General features: G+C 60.0%; 16 protein-coding genes, 2 tRNA genes and 1 pseudogene. 4 read left to right on the forward strand and 15 right to left on the reverse strand.

What is annotated here, in order from left to right; genetic code table 11:
• Nucleotides 1–3: 3 nt before the first annotated feature.
• From rpsF to rnr, 3 genes are all read right to left on the reverse strand, one after another.
• Nucleotides 4–426, reverse strand: coding sequence for a 30S ribosomal protein S6 (gene rpsF / locus ACYZTL_RS12805; RefSeq protein WP_007939579.1), 423 nt, complete (start codon nucleotides 424–426; stop codon nucleotides 4–6).
• A 337-nt stretch (nucleotides 427–763) separates the two neighbouring features.
• Nucleotides 764–1,525, reverse strand: a complete 762-nt coding sequence (rlmB, locus tag ACYZTL_RS12810) for a 23S rRNA (guanosine(2251)-2'-O)-methyltransferase RlmB (protein ID WP_461952094.1) — start codon at nucleotides 1,523–1,525, stop codon at nucleotides 764–766.
• Nucleotides 1,522–4,140, reverse strand: coding sequence for a ribonuclease R (gene rnr, locus ACYZTL_RS12815; RefSeq protein ID WP_461952095.1), 2,619 nt, complete (start codon nucleotides 4,138–4,140; stop codon nucleotides 1,522–1,524). The genes rlmB and rnr overlap by 4 nt, the downstream gene beginning before the upstream one ends.
• 226 nt (nucleotides 4,141–4,366) lie before the next feature.
• Here rnr and ACYZTL_RS12820 point away from each other — a divergent pair.
• From ACYZTL_RS12820 to ACYZTL_RS12830, 3 genes and pseudogenes are all read left to right on the forward strand, one after another.
• Nucleotides 4,367–4,453 (forward strand) — tRNA-Leu (locus ACYZTL_RS12820).
• A gap of 166 nt (nucleotides 4,454–4,619) precedes the next feature.
• A tRNA-Leu gene (locus ACYZTL_RS12825) sits at nucleotides 4,620–4,706 on the forward strand.
• 176 nt (nucleotides 4,707–4,882) lie between these two features.
• Nucleotides 4,883–5,491, forward strand: a pseudogene (locus ACYZTL_RS12830) (iron ABC transporter permease); the annotation flags it as partial.
• A gap of 181 nt (nucleotides 5,492–5,672) precedes the next feature.
• Here ACYZTL_RS12830 and ACYZTL_RS12835 read toward each other — a convergent pair.
• The 12 genes from ACYZTL_RS12835 to ACYZTL_RS12890 all read right to left on the reverse strand — a co-directional run bounded on the left by ACYZTL_RS12835 (nucleotide 5,673) and on the right by ACYZTL_RS12890 (nucleotide 20,677).
• Nucleotides 5,673–7,607, reverse strand: a complete 1,935-nt coding sequence (locus tag ACYZTL_RS12835; protein WP_461952096.1) for a methyl-accepting chemotaxis protein — start codon at nucleotides 7,605–7,607, stop codon at nucleotides 5,673–5,675.
• 150 nt (nucleotides 7,608–7,757) lie between these two features.
• Nucleotides 7,758–9,050 (reverse strand): adenylosuccinate synthase, encoded by a 1,293-nt coding sequence (locus ACYZTL_RS12840; protein ID WP_461952097.1) that lies wholly within the window; start codon nucleotides 9,048–9,050, stop codon nucleotides 7,758–7,760.
• 55 nt (nucleotides 9,051–9,105) lie between these two features.
• A complete protein-coding gene (locus ACYZTL_RS12845) occupies nucleotides 9,106–10,293 on the reverse strand; it encodes an ATP phosphoribosyltransferase regulatory subunit (RefSeq protein ID WP_461952098.1) in 1,188 nt (395 codons plus the stop codon).
• 317 nt (nucleotides 10,294–10,610) lie between these two features.
• Nucleotides 10,611–11,480 carry a protease modulator HflC gene (gene hflC, locus ACYZTL_RS12850; RefSeq protein WP_059405812.1) on the reverse strand — a complete coding sequence of 290 codons (870 nt, stop codon included), beginning with the start codon at nucleotides 11,478–11,480 and terminating at the stop codon, nucleotides 10,611–10,613.
• The gene (hflK, locus tag ACYZTL_RS12855) at nucleotides 11,480–12,649 is read right to left on the reverse strand and encodes an FtsH protease activity modulator HflK (protein WP_461952099.1); all 1,170 of its coding nucleotides are present in this window, start codon (nucleotides 12,647–12,649) and stop codon (nucleotides 11,480–11,482) included. The genes hflC and hflK overlap by 1 nt, the downstream gene beginning before the upstream one ends.
• Nucleotides 12,650–12,745: 96 nt before the next feature.
• Nucleotides 12,746–14,047 (reverse strand): ribosome rescue GTPase HflX, encoded by a 1,302-nt coding sequence (gene hflX, locus ACYZTL_RS12860; RefSeq protein ID WP_461952100.1) that lies wholly within the window; start codon nucleotides 14,045–14,047, stop codon nucleotides 12,746–12,748.
• A gap of 12 nt (nucleotides 14,048–14,059) precedes the next feature.
• Nucleotides 14,060–14,320: an RNA chaperone Hfq gene (gene hfq / locus ACYZTL_RS12865; RefSeq protein ID WP_007902656.1), complete on the reverse strand. Its 261-nt coding sequence runs from the start codon at nucleotides 14,318–14,320 to the stop codon at nucleotides 14,060–14,062.
• Between the two features lie 93 nt (nucleotides 14,321–14,413).
• The gene (gene miaA, locus ACYZTL_RS12870) at nucleotides 14,414–15,385 is read right to left on the reverse strand and encodes a tRNA (adenosine(37)-N6)-dimethylallyltransferase MiaA (RefSeq protein ID WP_084319340.1); all 972 of its coding nucleotides are present in this window, start codon (nucleotides 15,383–15,385) and stop codon (nucleotides 14,414–14,416) included.
• A complete protein-coding gene (gene mutL / locus ACYZTL_RS12875) occupies nucleotides 15,385–17,295 on the reverse strand; it encodes a DNA mismatch repair endonuclease MutL (RefSeq protein ID WP_461952101.1) in 1,911 nt (636 codons plus the stop codon). The genes miaA and mutL overlap by 1 nt, the downstream gene beginning before the upstream one ends.
• A complete protein-coding gene (locus ACYZTL_RS12880; RefSeq protein WP_461954301.1) occupies nucleotides 17,292–18,671 on the reverse strand; it encodes an N-acetylmuramoyl-L-alanine amidase in 1,380 nt (459 codons plus the stop codon). The genes mutL and ACYZTL_RS12880 overlap by 4 nt, the downstream gene beginning before the upstream one ends.
• Before the next feature lie 48 nt (nucleotides 18,672–18,719).
• Nucleotides 18,720–19,190, reverse strand: coding sequence for a tRNA (adenosine(37)-N6)-threonylcarbamoyltransferase complex ATPase subunit type 1 TsaE (gene tsaE / locus ACYZTL_RS12885; RefSeq protein WP_461952102.1), 471 nt, complete (start codon nucleotides 19,188–19,190; stop codon nucleotides 18,720–18,722).
• On the reverse strand, nucleotides 19,178–20,677 hold the full coding sequence (locus ACYZTL_RS12890) for an NAD(P)H-hydrate dehydratase (RefSeq protein ID WP_461952103.1): 1,500 nt from the start codon (nucleotides 20,675–20,677) through the stop codon (nucleotides 19,178–19,180). Before ACYZTL_RS12890 ends, tsaE begins: the two co-directional genes overlap by 13 nt.
• A 63-nt stretch (nucleotides 20,678–20,740) precedes the next feature.
• Here ACYZTL_RS12890 and queG point away from each other — a divergent pair, with 63 nt between their 5' ends.
• Entirely contained in the window at nucleotides 20,741–21,805 is a 1,065-nt protein-coding gene (gene queG, locus ACYZTL_RS12895) for a tRNA epoxyqueuosine(34) reductase QueG (protein WP_461952104.1), read from the forward strand.
• Nucleotides 21,806–21,844 lie beyond the last annotated feature (39 nt).

Consider the following 21,844-nt stretch of genomic DNA (forward strand, 5'->3'; position numbering starts at 1 on the left):
GGATTACTCGTCAGCGTTATCGCTGTTGTCGCTGTCATCACTGTCAACGCCTTCGGCGTCGGAGTGCTCAGGACGGTCGCGACGCTCACGGCGCTCACTGCGGTTTTCTTCAGCCTTGAGCATCTCGGATTGGCCGGTAACGGCTTCTTCGCGACGGATGACCAGGTTACGGATCACTGCATCGTTGTAGCGGAAGTTGTCTTCCAGCTCGGCCAGGGCCTTGCCAGTGCACTCAACGTTCAGCATCACGTAGTGAGCCTTGTGAACATTGTTGATTGCGTAGGCCAGTTGACGACGGCCCCAATCTTCCAGACGGTGGATTTTGCCGCCGTCTTCTTCGATCAGCTTGGTGTAACGCTCAACCATGCCGCCGACTTGCTCGCTTTGATCCGGGTGGACCAAAAAGATGATTTCGTAATGACGCATGAATGCTCCTTACGGGTTGTAGCCTGCCGCTCAAAAGCGGTCAGACAAGGAGTGAATGACACTTATGGACTTGCTGGCGATAGACACATGCGTGCCTGCCGTCACAGCAAGGGGCGCAATTGTAGAGAAGGGACAGGAGAGGTGCAAGGCAATTGGTGATTATTTGAACAATCACCCAAACTCAAATCCGACCACCTGTAGGATGTAGGACTGTAGGAGCTGTCGAGTGAAACGAGGCTGCGATCTTTTGATCTTGAAAAATCAAAGTCAAAAGATCGCAGCCTCGTTTCACTCGACAGCTCCTACACAGCTCCTACACAGTTCCTACAAGGGAGTGTCAGGACTTTTTGGTGGCAGCCTTGACACTACGCTGGCGCTGAGCCTCGAACAGGCAGACGCCGGTCGCTACGGAAACGTTGAGACTGCTGACGCTGCCGGTCATCGGCAGGTGCACCAGGTAGTCGCACAGATCGCGAGTCAGGCGACGCATGCCGCTGCCTTCCGCCCCCATGATCAGGATGGTCGGGCCGGTCATGTCTTGCTGATACAGACTCTGCTCAGCCTCGCCCGCCGTACCGACAACCCACAAGCCGCGCTGCTTGAGTTTTTCCAGGGTGCGCGCCAGGTTGGTCACCGCGACCAACGGAATCACTTCCGCCGCGCCACAGGCGACTTTTCGCACCGTTGGAGTCAGCGTAGCCGACTTGTCTTTCGGCACGATCACCGCCAGCGCACCGGCAGCATCGGCCGAACGCAGGCAAGCGCCAAGGTTGTGCGGATCGGTCACGCCGTCGAGCACCAGCAGCAGCGGCGCGCCGTCGGTGCGATCGAGCAGTTCGTCAAGCATTGCTTCGCCCCAGACCTGGCTCGGACTGACGTCCGCCACCACGCCCTGATGCACGCCTTCAACCCAGGCATCCAGCTCACGACGTTCGGCATTGCCTACAGGCACGCGGTTTTCCCCGGCGAGCTCGATCAGCGTTTGCACGCGCGGATCACTGCGGCCTTCCGCCAGCCAGATCTGCTTGACGCGTTTCGGGTGGTGACGCAGCAACGCTTCTACCGCGTGCACACCGTAGATTTTTTCCAACTGACTCATGACTTGGCCTTAGGTTTACGCGCCCCGCCACTTTTGGCTGGGGCCGAACCCGCTTTCGGCGGGCCTTTACGGTGTTTGCTCGGCTTGCTGCCGGGAGCCTTGTCAGGCGCCGACCGTCCGGTCTTTCCCCCAGACGCCGCTTTACCACCGCTCTTCGCTTCAGACAGCAACGCCTGCTTCAGTTCACGGCTTTTGCGCAGCTCGGCGTTTTTCGCCGCCGCATCGCTTGGGCGATAGGCTTCGGGAGCTTTTTCCTTCGCAGGACGACGACCGGCTTTCGCCGGCGCCGGCTCTGCTGCAGTCTTGCCAGCAGGCGCAGTGGTTTCAGTCCCGCGTTTCTTGCGGCCGATCGGCGCGCTGATGGTTTTTTCAGCCATCTCGAAGTCGATCTTGCGTTCGTCGAGATCAACGCGCATCACGCGCACTTCAACGGTGTCGCCAAGGCGGAAGCTGCGACCAGTGCGCTCACCGGCGAGGCGGTGGTGCACAGGATCGAAGTGGTAGTAATCGCCCGGCAGCGCGGTGACGTGCACCAGGCCTTCGACGTAGATATCGGTCAGCTCGACGAACAGGCCAAAACCGGTCACGGCGGTGATCACACCCGGGAACGACTCGCCCACGCGGTCTTTCATGAACTCGCACTTGAGCCAGTTCACCACGTCGCGGGTTGCTTCGTCGGCACGGCGTTCGCTCATCGAGCATTGCTCGCCGAGCTGCTCCAGGGCCGCTTCGTCGTACGGATAGATGCGCGCCTTCGGAATGGTCATCGCGCCAGCACGGCGAACGTGCGGGGTGTCCATTTTCGAATGGATGACGCTGCGGATCGCACGGTGCGTGAGCAGGTCCGGGTAGCGGCGGATCGGCGAGGTGAAGTGGGTATAGGCTTCGTAATTCAGGCCGAAGTGGCCCTGGTTATCAGCGCTGTACACCGCCTGGCTCAACGAACGCAGCATGACGGTCTGGATCAGATGGAAATCCGGACGGTCCTTGATGCCGGCCAGCAAGGCCTGGTAATCCTTCGGCGACGGGCCGTCCTTGCCTTTGTGCAGGGACAGGCCGAGCTCGCCGAGGAAGGCGCGCAGTTTTTCCAGACGCTCCGGTGGCGGACCATCGTGGACGCGATACAGCGCAGGGATTTCGTGTTTTTTCAGGAATTCAGCAGTGGCCACGTTGGCCGCCAGCATGCATTCCTCGATCAGCTTGTGTGCATCGTTGCGCACGGTCGGACGGATTTCGGCAATCTTGCGCTCGGCCCCGAAGATGATCCGGGTTTCCTGCGTTTCGAAATCGATCGCACCACGTACATGACGGGCCGCCAGCAGCACCTTGTACAGCGAGTACAGCTTCTTGAGGTGCGGCACAACGTCGGTGTATTCGCCACGAAGCTGACGCGCCTCGGTGACTTTCGGCGTCTCCAGCATGGTGCTGACCTTGTTGTAGGTCAGACGCGCATGGGAGTGAATCACCGCTTCGTAGAAGCAGTAATCGGTCATCTCGCCGGATTTGGAGATGGTCATTTCGCAGACCATGGCCAGGCGATCGACGTGCGGGTTCAGCGAGCACAGGCCGTTGGACAGCTGCTCAGGCAGCATCGGCACCACGCGCTCCGGGAAGTAAACGGAGTTGCCGCGAACTTGGGATTCGTTATCCAGCGCCGAACCGATCTTCACGTAGCTGGAGACGTCGGCAATCGCCACGTACAACTTCCAGCCACCGGAGAACAAGCGCAGCTTGCCCGGCTTGGCTTCGCAGTAGACCGCGTCATCGAAGTCGCGCGCATCTTCACCGTCGATAGTGACGAACGGCAGATGACGCAGGTCGATGCGCTTCTCTTTGTCTTTCTCTTCGACTTCAGGCTTGAGCTTGGCGGCTTCTTTCAGCACCGCCTCAGGCCAGACGTGAGGAATGTCGTAGGTACGCAGGGCAATATCGATCTCCATGCCCGGCGCCATGTAGTTACCGACCACTTCCACCACATCGCCTTGCGGCTGGAAGCGCGGGGTCGGCCAGTGAGTGATCTTCACTTCAACGAATTGGCCGATATTGGCGTTGGCGTTGCGGCCCGGTGTGACCAGCACTTCCTGCTGGATCTTCGGATTGTCCGCCACCACGAAGCCGATACCGCCCTCTTCGAAGTAACGGCCGACGATGGTTTCGTGAGCGCGGGAGACCACTTCGACGATCATGCCTTCGCGGCGACCGCGACGGTCCAGACCGGAAACACGCGCCAGGGCACGGTCGCCATCGAACACCAGACGCATTTGCGCCGGGCTCATGAACAGATCGTCACTGCCGTCGTCCGGGACCAGGAAGCCGAAGCCGTCACGGTGACCGCTGATGCGGCCCAGGATCAGGTCGAGCTTGTCCACCGGCGCATACGTGCCGCGACGGGTGTAGATGAGTTGAGCGTCGCGCTCCATGGCGCGCAGGCGGCGGCGCAGGGCTTCGATCTGGTCTTCTGTGGTCAGACCAAACTCTTCGACCAGTTGCTCGCGGTTAGCAGGCGAACCTCGATCAGCAAGGTGCTGAAGGATCAGTTCGCGGCTAGGAATAGGGTTTTCATATTTTTCCGCTTCACGAGCGGCCTCGGGATCGAGGGACTGCCAATCGGCCATTAGAGAGTTTTCACCTTGTCTATATGCGGGTTAGTTTGGCATAGGCGTAATGAAACGGGAAATTTCAGGCTGTGAGAGCCCTTCTAAAGCCCTTTATCGACAGCGCAAAGCTTACTTGAATGCCATTGGTAATATTTTTCAGGTTTTTTTGATGTCGGGGGTTTACAGTTAAAAAGACGCTCCGTATAGTGCGCGCCATCGACGACGCACTAGCGCTGCCGATACTGCCCAGATGGTGAAATTGGTAGACACGCCAGCTTCAGGTGCTGGTGACCGCAAGGTCGTGGAAGTTCGAGTCTTCTTCTGGGCACCAATTTAGAGCTTGAGATTAGATCAATTTCAAGGCTCGCACAAAAACCCGCGAAAGCGGGTTTTTTGCATTCTAAGCATCTGATTTATTAAAACTAAATCAGGGGTTTACAGATCAAAATGCTCTCCGTATAGTGCGCCACATCAACAGCGGCAACGCTGAAGATTATGCCCAGATGGTGAAATTGGTAGACACGCCAGCTTCAGGTGCTGGTGACCGCAAGGTCGTGGAAGTTCGAGTCTTCTTCTGGGCACCAATTCAAATTTCAGAGTCCACTCTGGAATTTCACAAAAACCCGCGAAAGCGGGTTTTTGCGTTTCTGGCCTTTGAAAAATCTCCAGCCAGGCGCAATCCCTGTGGGAGCGGGCTTGCTCGCGAAAGCGGTTACTCGGCTACATCAATGCTGACTGACACCCCCTCTTCGCGAGCAAGCTGTGCCTGGAGCTGAAAGTTTGCGGCAGAGGTGGGCACGTGCGCACCGGCCAGGGCGCCGCGCGACAAGCGGTACAGGTTCGATTAGGTCCCTGGGCGTTCGCCGGACAAGTTTACTGCCTGGCGCTGGCGATCATCGGCAGCGGGATCCCCCTGGGGATGCTGGCGTACTGGCTGGCGGTCGGTTCGTCGGCGGCGTTTCCGATGGCAGCGATCAGCGAGGCATTGTTTTCATCGCTGGCGCTGTCGTTGGGCGGCGCTGCGTTGTGCCTCGTGTTGGCGGTGCCGGTGGGATTGTTGGTGGTGCGCTACAAAGGCCAGTTGGCGATCTGGGCCGAGCGCTTGCCGTATCTGCTGCATACGCCGGCAGGCTTGGTGATCGCACTGACGCTGGTGTATTTCGCGCGGCACTATGCACCGGCCCTGTACCAGACGCCGGCGTTGATGCTGATCGCTTATGCGCTGCTGTTTTTGCCACTGGCGCAGGCACCGATTCGTACGGCACTGAACAAGGCCGCACCGCAGCTGGAAGAGGCGGCTCGCACGCTGGCGACGGAGGTATGGGCGCATACCGCGAATGTGGAGTTTGCAGCGGCGGCGCCTTATGCGGGTGCTGTTGATCAGGCTGAATGCCATGCTACGCGACGGCACCGAGTGGCGGTGACGAATGGCATGGTGAAGACAGTTGCTCCCACATTTGATCTCTGGTGCTCACAAATAGTGAGTTCACAGCAGATCCAGTGTGGGAGCGGGCTTGCTCGCGAAGGGGCCAGTCCGAACAAAGAAGACCCTAAGCCCTGAACTGCCCCAGGCTCGCCTTCAACTGCGCCGCCAAGCCATCCAGCACCTTGCCGCTCGCCGTAGTCTCCACCACCGCCTGAGCCGCTTTCTCAGCCTGTGCATGGATGGTTTCAACCCGACCCCGCACTGCCTGCGCACCCTGCGCCTGATGCGCCGCTGCCTGCGTCGCCAGACCAATTGCCGCATGCACCTGCTCGACCGACACCTGCACCGATTGCTGCAATCGCGCACTGTCACGCAATACCAACAGACCTTCGCTGGCCTGACGCCCGGCCTGTCCGATCGCCGCAACCGCCTCGCGCGCACCTTGTTGCAAGGCCACGATGTGCGCCTGAATGTCACCCGTAGAGCTCTGGGTCTTGCTCGCCAGCGCTCGTACCTCGTCCGCCACCACGGCAAAGCCGCGACCGGTCTCGCCGGCACGCGCCGCCTCGATGGCCGCGTTCAGCGCCAGCAGGTTGGTCTGCTCGGCGATCCCGTGAATCACGGTCAGCACCACTTCAATCTGCTCACTCTGTTGCGCCAGTCGCTCGATGACTTTCGCCCCGGTATCGACCTGCCCGGCTAACGCTTCGATCAGGCTGCCGACTTTCGCCGAGGTCCGGGTGTTTTCGTCGGTGGCCGAACGGATGTCCACCACCTGCTGCAAGGCCGCCTGCATGGCGTGGCTTTCAGATTGGGCTTCGTCAGCCATTTGCGACAATGCGCGCAGGCTCTCGGCAACCTCGTCACGCTGCATGCCCGCTGCCGCATCGGCACCGGCGTTACGCAGGGTCATGGCACCAATTTCAACGCCCGTGCGCTGGGCCACATCGCCCGCTTCACGCACGATTGGCTGCAACTTATCCACAAAGCGATTGACCGCCGAGGCCATGTCGCCGATCTCATCTTTGCTGTTGATCTGCACGCGCTTGGTCAAATCCCCCTCGCCCGCCGCCAGGTCGTCCATCGCCGAAATCAGCATCTTCAAGCGGTTGACCACACGACGACCCAAGACCACCGCCAGCAACAGCAACACGCCGCAACCCACCAGCGCCAGGCCCATGCCGATGCGCCAGCGCAAGGTCGCCGCGGCTTCTTGCACGGTGCTGGTGGTGTTGGCCTTCATTTCTGAGGCGGTGGACTGAGCAGAGGTCAGACGCGCCCGCATCGCGGTGGCGCTGTCAGCCGCTGCGCCTTTGAGGCTGTCGCCGACCAGTTGATCACTGCTGGCGATCAGCGCGGTGAAGCGCTTGTCCAGCGCCGCAAGATCGGTTTCCACGGAAGCGGTGGAGACGCCCATCAAGACCTTGCCGATTTCCACGCCATTAGGGTTGATCGAGGCTTCGAGGTAGTAAACCGATGGATCGTTCTTCGCCGCATCCAGCACTTTATCCAGCGCACGCTCACCCTGGCCTTTCTCCAGAAGGGCCTTGTTGATCGGGTTTTCGCGGTTGAGGTAGCGCGTCAGGTGCTGACCCGTTGCGTCGTCATAGACCACGAACAGCACGTTGGGGTTGCGCTGGGCCCGACGGGCGAATTCCGACAGGGTTGGCACATCGTTGTCCCACATGGCGCGGGGCGCAACCGAAGCCAAGAGCTGCGCCATATCATTGGCGGAATCCTTCAGGTCCTTTTCCAGCGTGGCACGCAGCTGTGCCTGTTCATCCTCCAGTCGCGAGGATAAACCGGTCGTGAGGCGCTGACGCGTGCTGGTCGAGAGGTTGTCGAGGCTCGACGTAACTTCACGTCCTGCCTGCTCCAGCTCGCCAGAGAGTTTTTGACTGTCTACCCCCAGGCGCACACCCAAATCGGCTTCCAATGCAGTCACTGTGCTCCGTGTCAGGGCAACAGCCACCAGCACCTGCACCAAAAGGGCGATACCAAGGGTAACGAACACCGGCCGCAATAAACGGCTTTGTAACAATGAGAGAACCGCCGACACTTGATATCCCTCTGTCTGGACGCCATTAAATTGATGGCACGCCAGAAGACGTGCCGATAATGAAGATCGCAGCAAAGGTCATGCCGTCCTACAGACATATACGACAAAGGGCCCAATTAAGGGCCCTTTGTGTTTTACATCAACGACTTATTAAGCGAACGGATGACGCAGAACGATGGTTTCGTTGCGGTCCGGGCCCGTCGAAATAATGTCGATCGGCGCACCGACCAACTCTTCGACGCGTTTGATGTAGTTGCGAGCGGCTTGCGGCAGCTCTTCCAGGGTCTTGGCACCGACGGTGGATTCGGTCCAGCCTGGCATCTCTTCGTACACCGGCTCCAGGCCGATGTAGCTGTCGGCATCAGTCGGTGCGTCGATCACTGCACCATCCTGGTTCTTGTAGCCAATACAGATGTTGATGGTTTCCAGACCGTCCAGCACGTCCAGCTTGGTCAGGCACAGCCCCGAAATGCTGTTGACGTCGATAGCGCGACGCAGGATGACGGCGTCGAACCAGCCGCAACGACGAGCACGGCCGGTAGTCGCACCGAACTCGTGGCCACGCTTGGCCAGGAACGCGCCAACGTCGTCGAACAGCTCAGTCGGGAACGGGCCCGAACCGACGCGAGTGGTGTAGGCCTTGGTGATGCCGAGGATGTAATCCAGGTACATCGGACCGAAACCCGAACCGGTGGCGATGCCGCCCGCGGTGGTGTTGGAGCTGGTGACGTACGGGTAAGTACCATGGTCAATGTCCAGCAGGGAGCCCTGGGCCCCTTCGAACATGATGTCTTTGCCAGCGCGACGCAGCTCGTGCAGCTCGGCGGTGACGTCAAGCATCATCGGCTTCAGCAGCTCGGCGTATTCCATGCACTCGTCGAGTGTTTTCTGGAAGTCGATTGCCGGCTCTTTGTAGTAATTGACCAGGACAAAGTTGTGGTAATCCAGCAACTCACCCAGCTTGGCGGCGAAACGCTCACGGTGGAACAGGTCACCGATGCGCAGGCCACGACGTGCAACCTTATCTTCGTACGCCGGGCCGATGCCGCGACCGGTGGTGCCGATCTTCAGCTCGCCACGGGCCTTTTCACGGGCCTGGTCCAGCGCTACGTGGTAGGACAGGATCAGCGGGCAGGACGGGCTGATACGCAGGCGCTCACGCACCGGTACGCCTTTCTCTTCCAGCTTGATGATTTCCCGCAGCAGGGCGTCGGGTGCAACCACCACGCCGTTGCCGATCAGGCACTGTACGCCTTCGCGCAGTACGCCCGACGGAATCAGGTGCAAGACGGTTTTTTCGCCATCGATCACCAGAGTGTGACCCGCGTTGTGGCCACCCTGGTAGCGCACTACGGCGGCAGCATGTTCGGTCAGCAGATCAACGATCTTGCCTTTGCCCTCATCACCCCATTGGGTGCCCAGGACTACGACATTCTTACCCATAACACTTGTCCTCATTCGCGCAAACTTGGTGCCGGCCACGGGCCGACAGGAAAACTCAAGAAGCCAGTGGCGATACTTGCCAAAGCCCGTTCTGCTGAATCAATTGCCGGTCGCAGTCCGCTTCACGGGCGGCGGCCAAAGGTTGTCCAGGCAAGGCCTGAACGACACGCTGACCCTCACTGCGCAACTGGCAAACCTGCTGCCAGAGTGCCGCATCCGTACTGTCAGGCATCCAGATACCGCCAGACGGTAGCTCGATTTCAGCACGCCCCAGGGTCACCAGGGTTTTCAAATCGGTAGAGAAACCGGTTGCCGGACGGGCACGACCGAAGTCGGCGCCGATATCGTCATAACGACCGCCCTGGGCAATGGACTGGCCAACACCCGGCACGAACACCGCGAACACCACACCGGTATGGTAGTGATAGCCGCGCAGCTCACCCAGATCGAAATACAGCGGCAACTCCGGGAAACGCGTGGACAAACGCTCGGCAATCGCCAGCAAATCATCCAGCGCTGCCAACACAGGCGCAGGCGCATTCGCCAGACGTACGCGTGCAGCGTCAAGCACTTCACGGCCGCCACACAGGTCAACCAACGCCCGCAGCATGCCCGACAGATCGGCAGGCAAGCCTTCGGTCAAGGTAATGACCTCGTCGATCGCCTTGCGTTGCAACGCATCGAACAACTGTTGTTCAACTTCACCGGACAAACCGGCCGCGCGGGCCAGACCGCGGTAGATACCCACATGACCGAGGTCCATGTGCACATCCGGCACATCGGCCAGCTGCAGCATGGCCAGCATCAGACTGATCACTTCCACGTCGCTGCTCGGGCTCGCATCGCCGTACAACTCGGCGCCCAGTTGAATCGGGCTGCGCGAGGACGACAAGGCGCGTGGCTGAGCGTGCAGCACGCTACCGGCATAGCACAGGCGGCTCGGACCTTCGCGACGCAGGGTGTGCGCATCGATGCGCGCCACTTGCGGCGTGATGTCGGCACGGAAGCCCATCTGCCGGCCCGATTGCGGGTCGATGACCTTGAAAGTACGCAGATCGAGGTCCTGGCCCGCGCCGGTCAGCAAGGATTCCAGGTACTCGATATGGGGAGTCACGACAAACTCGTAACCCCAGCTCTGGAACAGATCCAACACCTGACGACGCGCGACTTCAATGCGCGCCGCTTCCGGTGGCAGTACTTCTTCGATGCCATCTGGCAGCAGCCAGCGGTCTACCGTTGCCATTACGCCATTCCCCTATGGTCCGGGCGGCAAGCCTATGGGCGAGCCTTGAGTGAAGCAGAAAATGATCGGCTTTGTTTACAAGCCACGCATAAACAACGCGGCGAAAAGCCTGAAAATAAGCTTCGCCAATCACTTTCCTCGAAAAACCTGTCGAGTCATTCAACTCGGGCGCCTGCATAAACAGCAGCAATCAAACGTGCAGACGCAAAAAAGCCGGGAATTTCCCGGCTGCCGCATCATACACACGTTTTCCCAAAGGATCACCCCGCCCGAGGCTTTAGCCGCCAGGCGGGGGGATGATTCAGGTCAACGTCGTATCAAGGCTTGGCTTTTTCCAGGTAACGGAAGAAGTCGCTGCTTGGGTCGAGGACCATGACGTCGGATTTGTTCGCGAAGCTTTCACGGTAGGCGCGCAGGCTACGGTAGAAACCGTAGAACTCCTGATCCTGGCCGTAAGCCTTGGAGTAGATCGCAGCGGCCTGGGCATCACCATCACCGCGAACCTCTTCGGATTCACGATAGGCTTCAGCCAGCAACACGCGGCGTTGACGATCGGCGTCGGCACGAATGCCTTCCGCCAGCTCGTTACCCTTGGCGCGGTGCTCACGAGCTTCACGCTCACGCTCGGAACTCATGCGTTCGAAAACGCTGCGGTTCACTTCTTTCGGCAGATCGATGGCCTTGACCCGAACATCGACCACTTCGATGCCCAGCTCTTTTTCCGCCATCTTGTTCAGTGACGCGGTGATATCGGTCATCAGCGCATCGCGCTCACCGGACACCACTTCGTGCAGCGTGCGCTTACCGAACTGGTCACGCAGGCCCGATTCCAGACGACGGGAAAGACGCTCGTCAGCAATCTGCTTGAGGCCGGAGGTCGCGGTGTAGAAGCGCTCGGCATCTTTCACGCGCCATTTGGCGTAGGCATCGACCATGACGGCTTTCTTTTCCAGCGTCAGGAAACGTTGTGTCGGTGCATCCAGCGTCATCAGGCGTGCGTCGAATTTACGCACCTGGTTAACGTAAGGCACTTTCACATGCAGGCCTGGCTGAACATCGGCCTGAACCACGCGACCGAACTGCAGCAGCACCGCACGCTCGGTCTGAGCCACGATGTAGAAGCAGTTCCAGGCTGCGATCGCCACGACGACGCCGACAATAAGGGCGATCAGCGATTTATTGCTCATCAGCGACTCTCCCTGGTACGTGCTTGCTGTTGCTGCAGATCGGCTGCACGCACATTCGCTTCATTGCCGGTGGCTGCCGCGCCAGTCACTGGTGTGCTGGTGTTGCGACCACTTTCGACCATCTTGTCCAGCGGCAAGTACAGCAGATTGCTCTGGCCATTCTTGTTGCCGGTCACGAGAACCTTGCTGGTATTGCTGAAGACTTCCTGCATGGTGTCCAGATACAGACGCTCACGGGTTACTTCAGGAGCCTTGCGGTACTCGCTGACCAGTTTGGTGAAGCGATCGGCCTCACCCTTGGCGCGCGAGACGGTTTCGTCACGGTAACCATTGGCATCTTCGATGATGCGCTGGGCCTGACCACGGGCTTCCGGCACGACGCCGTTGGCATAGGTTTCAGCCTGGTTGCGCGAACGTTGCTCGTCTTCACGGGCGCGGATCACGTCATCGAAGGCTTCCTGCACTTCACGCGGTGCGGCTGCGCTCTGTACGTTGACCTGGGTGACGGTGATGCCGGTGCGATAGGTGTCCATGAAGCGTTGCAGACGCTCCTTGATCTCGCTGGCCATCAATTCACGGCCTTCGGTCAGCACCTGGTCCATCGCGGTGGAGCCCACCACGTGGCGCAAGGCACTTTCGGTCGCGTGCTGCAGGCTGATTTCCGGCTGATCAACGCTCAGCACGAAGTCCTGCAGGTTGCTGATCTTGTACTGCACGGTCAGCGGCACTTCGACGATGTTTTCGTCTTCAGTCAGCATTTGACCCTGCTTGGTATAGGCACGCTCACGCGTGACGTTTTCCAGGTACTTGCGATCGAGCGGCGGGAAATAGATGTTCAGGCCCGGGCCGACGGTTTCGTAGTACTTGCCGAAGCGCAGCACCACGGCTTGTTCCTGCTCGTCGACTACGTAGACCGCGCTGTACAGCCACACGGCCGCCAGCACGACCAGTCCGATGCCGAGCAGGCCGCCGAAGCCGCCACTCTTGCCCGAACCACCGCCGTCATCAGCGCGTTTCTTACCACCACCGAACAACCCGTTCAGGCTTTCCTGCAGCTTTCGGAAGGCCTCGTCGAGATCCGGTGGTCCCTTGCGGTCGCCGTTATTGCGGCGCTTGCCACCCCAAGGATCCTGATTATTCGAGTTGCCACCCGGCTCATTCCAAGCCATAGCGCTCTCCATCTGATAAAGCAAAGACGCACCCACGGCGCGCCGACCAATGCTACAGAATGCCTGTCACCACGGCACAACCGCTTTCTCAGGCTTTTATTGCAAAGTGTGTTGTTCGATGAACTCTGTCGGCACAACGCCTTCACGGCTGACCAGCCGATTGAGCTCCGAGCGCGGCAATCGAACGGCCAGCAAGCTGACACCTTCTTCGTCGTGTTCTTCTTTCTGCACCGCTCCGAGTTCAAAGAACTGCGCACGCAGTCGAGCGAATCGTTGCGGCAAGCGCAAGGTACCGATAAACAACTCACTGCCCAGCAACTCGGCAATGGCTTGCTCAAGCAACTCCAGACCACAGCCATCACGCGCCGACAGCCAGACCCGTTGAGGCTTGCCGTTTTCGTCGCGCTGGATTTGTGGCTCAACGCCTTCAAGCAAATCGAGTTTGTTATAGACCTCGAGGATCGGCAAGTCCTGGGCACCAATCTCGCCCAGCACTACCATCACCTGCTCGATCTGCAACATGCGATCCGGCTCGGCCGCATCGATCACGTGCAACAGCAGGTCGGAGTTGCTCGACTCTTCGAGGGTAGACCGAAATGCCTCGACCAGCTTGTGGGGCAAGTGGCGAATGAAACCCACAGTGTCAGCCAGGACAATCGGCCCCAGGTCGTCCAGTTCCAGACGGCGCAAGGTCGGGTCCAGCGTGGCAAACAACTGGTCAGCCGCGTACACGTCGGATTTCGTCACGTTATTGAAGAGCGTGGATTTACCGGCGTTGGTATACCCCACCAAAGACACGGTAGGGATATCCGCACGCGTACGGCCACGTCGCGACTGTTCGCGCTGGCTGCGCACTTTTTCCAGACGGCCTTTGATCTGTCGCAGGCGAACCCGCAGCAAGCGGCGGTCGGTCTCCAGTTGGGTTTCACCTGGGCCACGCATGCCGATACCGCCACCTTGACGCTCAAGGTGAGTCCAGCCACGAACCAGCCGGGTGCTCATGTGGTCAAGCTGGGCCAGCTCTACCTGGAGCTTGCCTTCATGGGTACGGGCGCGCTGGGCGAAAATATCGAGAATCAGACCGGTGCGGTCGATCACGCGACACTCGAAAACACGTTCGAGGTTACGTTCCTGACTGGGCGTGAGGATGTGATTGAAGATCACCAGATCTGCCTTTTCGGCATGGACCAGGTCGCGTAGTTCCTCGACCTTGCCGCTACCGATCAGGAATTTGGCTGTTGGCCGATGACGCGGCACGTTAAAAAACGCAACGGTCTCGGCGCCGGCCGAATTAGCCAATTCCTGAAACTCCTGCGGATCTTCGCGCGCCTCAGGGTCCTGTCCATCCAAGTGAACGAGGATCACTCGCTCACCACCACCGTGGCGCTCAAAGAACAAAGGAGACTCCTATCAGGCGTTACCTGGCTCAGCGTCGCCTGCTTCGGATTCGGTTGCGCTAGGCAGACGAATTGGGCGAACCGGCACCACTGTAGAGATAGCGTGCTTGTAAACCATCTGGCTGACGGTGTTTTTCAGCAGGATAACGAACTGGTCGAAAGACTCGATCGTGCCTTGCAGTTTGATCCCGTTGACCAGGTAGATGGAAACCCCCACTTTCTCTTTACGTAAAGTATTCAAGTAAGGGTCTTGTAGCGAATGCCCTTTTGACATGTGCCGCACTCCTTTAAGGATTCAATATAAAAAATAGGTAAACAGATGGCTTGGGCCGTCACACCCCCAAGGATAGACGGCAATTGCAAGGACTCAGCTCAATATGGAGATGGTCCCCAGGTATTTCAAGGCGCGCGGCAGATTGTCGCAATCCAGGCTGTCCAGCCAGTGTAAATCAGCCCAACTGCGCAACCAGGTGAACTGACGCTTTGCCAATTGGCGCGTGGCAATGATTCCACGCTCCTGCATCTCGGCTTGCGTCAGCTTGCCATCCAGGTAGTCCCAGACTTGTCGGTAGCCTACTGCACGTATAGACGGCAACCCTGAATGCAGGTCACTTCGCTCACGCAGGGCTACGACCTCGTCAATGAATCCCTGTTCCAGCATTAAAGTGAATCTTTGTTTAATTCGCTCGTGCAGTACCTGCCGATTTGCCGGAGCAATGGCCAAGTTCGCGACAGTATAGGGCAATTGTTGCAGTCCCGAAGCGGCTGCTTCAGTACTTTGCGCACTTTGTCGCTGTCGCAGCTCGGTCATGCTCTGACCGCTGACGCGATAAACTTCCAGTGCTCGACTGAGTCGCTGGGGATCGTTCGGGTGAATTCGTGCTGCGGATTGCGGGTCGATGATCGCCAATTGGTCATGCAGGGCTTGCCAGCCAAGGCGTGCAGCCTCTTCTTCGATCTGCGCGCGGACTTCCGGATCGGCGGCGGGCATGTCCGCCAGACCTTCAACCAAAGCCTTGTAATAGAGCATTGTGCCGCCCACCAGCAGCGGTATTTTGCCGCGCGCGGTGATGTCGGCCATGGCTTCGAGGGCGTCACGCCGGAAATCCGCGGCGGAATAGCTCTCCGCCGGGTCGAGAATGTCGATCAAACGGTGTGGGAATTCGGCCAGAATCTCTTTCGAGGGCTTGGCGGTGCCAATGTCCATGCCGCGATAGACCAGCGCCGAATCGACACTGATCAACTCGCAAGGCAGAACCTTGGTGAGCTCGATGGCCAGGTCGGTCTTGCCCGCTGCGGTCGGGCCCATCAGGAAAATCGCAGGAGGGAGCTGGCTCATCAACGACCGCGCAAGAACAGTTTGTCCAGATCGTCCAGGCCCAGTTGGGTCCAGGTCGGTCGGCCATGGTTGCATTGACCGCTGCGTTCGGTGCTTTCCATATCACGCAGCAGACCGTTCATTTCCGGCAGGGCCAGACGCCGATTCGCCCGAATCGCGCCGTGGCAGGCCATGGTGCCGAGCAACTCGTTCAGGTGCGCCTGAATCCGGTCGCTGGTGCCGTATTCCATCAGATCGGCCAGCACATCACTGACCAACCGGTTGGCTTCCGCCTGCTTGAGCAACGCCGGTATCTGCCGAATGGCCAGCGTTTCCGGGCCGAGACGTTGCAATTCAAAGCCCAGACGCTGGAACCACGCGACGTTTTCTTCGGCGCAATCGCCTTCGCGCTCGCTCACTGCCAAAGATTCTGGCACCAGTAGTGGCTGGCCGCTCAATCCTTCGCTGGCCATGGCGATCTTCAAGCGCTCGTACATGATTCGCTCATGGGCAGCGTGCATGTCCACCAGCACCAGCCCTTGGGCGTTTTCCGAGAGAATGTAGATGCCTTTGAGCTGTGCCAATGCGTAACCCAGCGGTGGAATATCATCCTGACCGGCTGGAAGTGCGACCGCGTTGGCTTCTGGCAACGGCGCAAAAAACTCACGGTAAGCCGCCTGAGCTTCAGCCGCAGGCACGCCAGACTGCGGACGCGGCGTGTATTGATATTGATAACCGGCGCCAGCGCCGGAGCCCGCAGCGGTGTTGAACGACGGCTGTGCCTGAGGCTGCTCCAGCAGCGCATTGGCCGCCAGACGCATTTCGCCTTGCGGACCGAACTCGCCGGCATCGATACCGGTCGGCCGAACGATGGCCGTCGCCACCGGCGCCGCCAAATGGTCATCCGGCCGCACATCGCCCAAAGCGCGGTGCAAGGTGCCATAGAGGAAATCGTGAACCATGCGTCCGTCACGGAAGCGCACTTCATGTTTGGTCGGGTGCACGTTGACGTCGACGCCCGCCGGATCGACTTCGAAAAACAGCACGAACGTTGGATGCCGGCCATTGAACAGCACGTCGCGATACGCCTGACGCACCGCGTGAGCCACCAGTTTGTCGCGCACGGCACGGCCGTTGACGAAGAAATACTGCAAATCTGCCTGACTGCGATTGAACGTCGGCAAGCCAACCCAACCCCACAGATGCAGCCCATTGCGTTCGATCTCGATCGGCAGCGCTTGCTCGAGGAAACCCGAACCGCAAATCGCCGCCACACGCCGGGCGCGGGCCGCATCATCGCGGGCCTCGTGCAGGCTGAGGATGGTTTTGCCGTTGTGGCGCAAATGGAACGCCACATCGAAGCGCGCCAACGCCAGACGCTTGATCACTTCTTGCAGGTGATCGAATTCGGTTTTTTCGGTCTTGAGGAATTTACGCCGCGCCGGGGTGTTGAAGAACAGATCGCGCACTTCCACGGAAGTGCCCACCGGGTGGGCGGCTGGCTGGACGCGAGGCGCCATGTCCCGGCCTTCGGTTTCGACTTGCCAGGCCTGATCGGCATCGCGGGTGCGGGACGTCAGGGTCAGGCGGGCCACGGAGCTGATGGACGCGAGTGCTTCACCGCGAAACCCAAGGCTCATGACCTGTTCGAGATCTTCCAGGTTGCGGATCTTGCTGGTGGCGTGCCGCGCAAGGGCCAGCGGCAGGTCATCGGCAGAAATGCCGCTGCCATCGTCGCGAACCCGCAGCAGCTTGACGCCGCCCTGCTCCACGTCGACATCGATGCGCCTGGCGCCGGAGTCGAGGCTGTTTTCCAGCAGTTCCTTGATCACCGAAGCCGGACGCTCAACCACCTCGCCAGCGGCAATCTGGTTCGCCAGTCGTGGGCTGAGCAGCTCGATGCGAGCGCTGTTGATCACGGCCTGATTCATTCTTTGGACGCCAGTTCAGTGCCGGGAATGGTCAGGGTCTGACCGATTTTCAGCTCGTCGCTCTTCAGGTTGTTGGCACTGCGCAAGGTGGCCGGGGACACCTGATAACGCACGGCAATCATCGCCAGGGTTTCGCCCGGGCTGACCCGGTGATCCCGTGGACCTTGGGCGATCTTGCCGGAATCGCGCAGCCAGGCAATGTAAGTACCCGGCGGTGGATTCTGCTGGAAGAACTGGCGCACGCCGCTGCTGATCGAGCGTGCCAGCGCTTGCTGGTGGCTGGCCGCCGCGAGTTTCGAAGCTTCGTTGGCGTTGGAGATGAACCCGGTTTCCACCAGGATCGACGGGATGTCCGGCGATTTCAGCACCATGAACCCTGCTTGCTCCACGCGTTGTTTGTGCAGTGGTGTCACGCGCCCAATGTTGCTCAGCACTTTTTGGCCGACGTTCAGGCTGGAGGTCAGGGACGCGGTCATCGACAGGTCGAGCAGAACGCCTGCGAGCATGCGGTCCTTGTCGTCGAGGCTGACGTTGCCGGCGCCACCGATCAAGTCGGAGCGGTTTTCGCTGTCGGCCAGCCAGCGGGCGGTTTCGGACGTGGCACCACGATCAGACAGGGCGAATACCGACGCACCGAACGCAGCCGCCGATGGCGCGGCGTCGGCATGAATCGAAACGAACAGGTCGGCGCCCTTCTTGCGGGCAATTTCGGTACGGCCGCGCAACGGAATGAAGTAGTCGCCGGTGCGGGTCAGTTCGGCGCGGAAGCCTTTCATGCCGTTGACCTGACGCTGCAATTCGCGAGCGATCGCCAGCACCACGTCTTTTTCACGCTGGCCGCGAGAGCCAGAGGCGCCGGGGTCTTCCCCGCCGTGTCCAGCGTCGATGACCACGACGATGTCACGCTTGCCGGCCGGAGCGGGCGGCAACTTGACCGGCGGGTCGACCGGAGTCACTGGAACCGGCGCGACCGTTGCGACGTTGGTCGGCGCAGGAATCGGCGCGGCGTCGGCAGCGTTATCGAACAGATCGACCACCAGGCGATTGCCGTACTGCGCGTTCGGCGCCAGGGTAAAGCTTTTGGGCGTGACGGCTTTTTTCAGGTCGATGACCACGCGCAAGTCGGTCGGCGTGCGTTGGGCCGAGCGCATGGCGGTGATTGGCGTGTTCGAAGCATTGACGTTCAGTGGCGCTCCGAGGGTCGCACCATTGATGTCGATAACCAGCCGGTCCGGGGATGTCAGGGTGAAAACGCTGTGTTGCACCGGCCCGGTCAGGTCGAACACCAGCCGCGTGTTGTCCGGTGCCCGCCACAGGCGAACGCTGTTGACCTTTGTTTCGGCCACAGCGTCGACGGTCACCGCCAAAAACAACATCCCTACGGCAGCTACCATCGCGCGAAAGCGCATACCTGACCCCATCATTTAATTGGATTCCAATGCCAAAGCGGCACACCACGACTCGCCACGCGAGCCCTGGGACAAAATTTTCAGCGAACGCCCGCTGTCTTGCGGGCTAATGGTAATGGTCAGGTCGGGCTTTGGCAAAAAGCCTGCACCCTTGCGGGGCCATTCGATCAGGCATAACGCGTCGTCTTCAAAGTAGTCGCGGATGCCGAGGTACTCCAGCTCTTCAGGGTCGACCAAGCGATAGAGATCGAAATGGAAGGCGCGGATGTCACCAATCTCGTAGGGCTCGACCAAGGTGAACGTCGGACTTTTTACTGCACCCACATGCCCCAAACCACGGATGATGCCCCTGGACAACGTGGTTTTCCCGGAGCCCAGATCCCCCTCGAGGAAAATCAGACCGTGCCCTTCGGTGGTTCGGGCAATGCGTGCGCCAAACGCAGTCATCGCCTCTTCATCGGCCAGGTACAGGGTTACTTCAGACACGGTGCTTGCTCCTCCAACAACTGACGAATGGCTGGAATCAGATCACTGGCCGCCAGCCCACGGCCCGATTTACCTTCTTTTGCACCGGCATTGGCGTGCAGCCAGACGGCCAGACAGGCGGCGTCGAACGCGTTCATGCCCTGGGCCAGCAACGCGCCGACCAGACCGGCCAGCACATCGCCCAGACCGGCGGTGGCCATGGCCGGGTGGCCTTGATGACACACCGCCAGGCGCCCATCGGGGCTGGCGATCAGACTGCCGGTGCCTTTCAGAATCACTACAGCTGTATATTTTTTGCTCAGTGCGTGAGCAGCGGACGGACGGTTGGCCTGAACATCAGCGGCACTGATCCCGAGCAACCGCGCCGCTTCCCCCGGATGCGGGGTGATCACGCAGTCCTTGGGCAGACTCACACGTTCTTCGGCCAGCATGTTCAGCGCATCCGCATCCCAAACCTGTGGCAACGGCGCATTGGCCGCCGCCGACACCAGACTGCGCCCCCACGAAGCCTGCCCCAGGCCCGGCCCCACTACCAGCACGGAAACCTTTTGCAGCAATCCCATCAACTGATTGGCCGACGAAGTGCCCAGCACCATGGCTTCGGGGATTCGGGCCAGTGCAGCCGGCACATGTTCGCTGCGGGTGGCTACCGACACCATGCCAGCACCACTGCGCAGAGCACTTTGCGCGCTCAACAGAATGGCTCCGCCGAAGCTGCGATCACCGCCAATCAACAAGACATGGCCGAATTTGCCTTTATGGGCAGTCGGCGCGCGATCCGCCAGACGCGGCAAATTACCGGCCGTCAGGCGACGCGCGCTGATGGCGACCCCGTTAAACGACTCAGGGGATGCTTGCAGATCATTGAAAACCAACACACCCACCACGTCCGCCGCTTCGCCCGTGAACAGACCCAACTTCAAACCAATGAAGGTCACAGTCAGATGCGCCCGAACGGCCGCGCCGAGCACACGCCCTGTATCGGCACAAAGGCCCGAAGGAATATCCACTGCGGCAACCGGCAGGTCGCTGGCATTGATCGCGGCGATGACACTGGCGTAAGGCTCTCGCACCTCACCTGTCAGACCGGTGCCGAGCAAGGCGTCCAGCACAACACCACGTAGCTCCGACTGCGCACTCCAGCCTTGAACCGCTACACCTTCGGACAAAGCCTCGGCGTGGGCCAACCCGGCATCGCCCTGTAAACGCTGGGGATCACCGGCCGCCAACACGCGCACATGCCAGCCGGCACGTTTGGCCAACACCGCGACTAAATACCCATCACCGGCGTTGTTGCCGTGACCGGCGACCACCGTCAGTTCGTTGGCCGTCGGCCACTGCCGAACCAACGCACGCCAGGTCGCCCGCGCCGCACGCTGCATCAATTCGAAGCCCGGCGTGCCCGCCGCAATCAGGCTCGCATCGAGGGCTCGCACTTGCGCGGCGCTGTACAGCGCGTCGGGTAAATCATCTTTAGTCTGCGGCATGCGTCTTCGGGCTCCGATGTCTGGCAGAATTATACGCACCTCAGCTCCGGTTTCTCTCGCCTCATGCCCGCTATTACTACAGACCTGCCCGCTCTCGCCCAATCCATCAAGGACTGGGGCCGCGAGCTGGGCTTTCAGCAAGTCGGCATCAGCGGCCTGGATCTGGCCGAGCATGAGCAGCACCTGGAGCGCTGGCTTGCGGCCGGCTACCACGGCGAAATGGACTACATGGGCGCCCACGGCAGCAAACGCTCACACCCGGAAGAGCTGGTGCCCGGCACGCTTCGGGTGGTGTCCCTGCGCATGGATTACCTGCCGGGCGACACCGAAATGGCCAAACGCCTGACCCAACCTGCGAAAGCCTACGTCTCGCGTTATGCCTTGGGCCGCGATTACCACAAATTGATCCGTAAACGTGTGCAACAACTGGCGGAAAAAATTCAGGCCGTCATCGGCCCGTTCGGCTACCGCGCCTTCGTCGACAGTGCACCAGTGCTGGAAAAAGCCATCGCTGAACAGGCCGGCCTTGGATGGATCGGCAAAAATACGCTGGTCTTGAATCGCAAGGCCGGCAGTTACTTCTTCCTCAGCGAACTGTTTGTCGACCTGCCGCTACCGGTCGACCCGCCCCACAGCACCGAACATTGCGGCCGCTGCACCGCATGCCTCGACATCTGCCCGACCAACGCCTTTGTCGGCCCTTATGTTCTGGATGCGCGGCGTTGCATCTCTTACCTGACCATCGAACTGAAAAGCGCGATTCCCGAAGACTTGCGGCCATTGATCGGCAATCGGGTATTCGGCTGCGATGATTGCCAGATCGTCTGCCCGTGGAACCGCTTCGCTCGCCCGTCCGGCGAAAGCGACTTCAAGCCACGGCACAATCTGGACAACGCCGAATTGGCGGAGCTGTTCATGTGGGATGAGGACAAGTTCCTCAGCAGCACTGAAGGCTCGCCGTTACGTCGTGCCGGTTACGAGCGCTGGCTGCGCAATCTGGCGGTGGGTCTGGGGAATGCGCCGTCGAGCATTCCGGTGCTGGAAGCGCTGAAGGCGCGGCGCGAGTATCCGTCGGAACTGGTCCGCGAGCATGTGGAGTGGGCGCTGAAACAACACGGACTGACGTAGGAGCTGCCGAAGGCTGCGATCTTTTGATTCTGATTTTTT

Source organism: Pseudomonas sp. LB3P81 (assembly GCF_054897965.1).

Bases quoted from the DNA above. Each gene is read 5' to 3' on its own strand.
- rpsF (WP_007939579.1), bottom strand. From the start codon at position 426: ATGCGTCATTACGAAATCATCTTTTTGGTCCACCCGGATCAAAGCGAG.
- rlmB (WP_461952094.1), bottom strand. From the start codon at position 1,525: ATGAGTCAGTTGGAAAAAATCTACGGTGTGCACGCGGTAGAAGCGTTG.
- rnr (WP_461952095.1), bottom strand. From the start codon at position 4,140: ATGGCCGATTGGCAGTCCCTCGATCCCGAGGCCGCTCGTGAAGCGGAA.
- ACYZTL_RS12840 (WP_461952097.1), bottom strand. From the start codon at position 9,050: ATGGGTAAGAATGTCGTAGTCCTGGGCACCCAATGGGGTGATGAGGGC.
- ACYZTL_RS12845 (WP_461952098.1), bottom strand. From the start codon at position 10,293: ATGGCAACGGTAGACCGCTGGCTGCTGCCAGATGGCATCGAAGAAGTA.
- hflC (WP_059405812.1), bottom strand. From the start codon at position 11,480: ATGAGCAATAAATCGCTGATCGCCCTTATTGTCGGCGTCGTCGTGGCG.
- hflK (WP_461952099.1), bottom strand. From the start codon at position 12,649: ATGGCTTGGAATGAGCCGGGTGGCAACTCGAATAATCAGGATCCTTGG.
- hfq (WP_007902656.1), bottom strand. From the start codon at position 14,320: ATGTCAAAAGGGCATTCGCTACAAGACCCTTACTTGAATACTTTACGT.
- miaA (WP_084319340.1), bottom strand. From the start codon at position 15,385: ATGAGCCAGCTCCCTCCTGCGATTTTCCTGATGGGCCCGACCGCAGCG.
- mutL (WP_461952101.1), bottom strand. From the start codon at position 17,295: ATGAATCAGGCCGTGATCAACAGCGCTCGCATCGAGCTGCTCAGCCCA.
- ACYZTL_RS12880 (WP_461954301.1), bottom strand. From the start codon at position 18,671: ATGTTGTTTTTGGCGGTGACCGTCGACGCTGTGGCCGAAACAAAGGTC.
- ACYZTL_RS12890 (WP_461952103.1), bottom strand. From the start codon at position 20,677: ATGCCGCAGACTAAAGATGATTTACCCGACGCGCTGTACAGCGCCGCG.
- queG (WP_461952104.1), top strand. From the start codon at position 20,741: ATGCCCGCTATTACTACAGACCTGCCCGCTCTCGCCCAATCCATCAAG.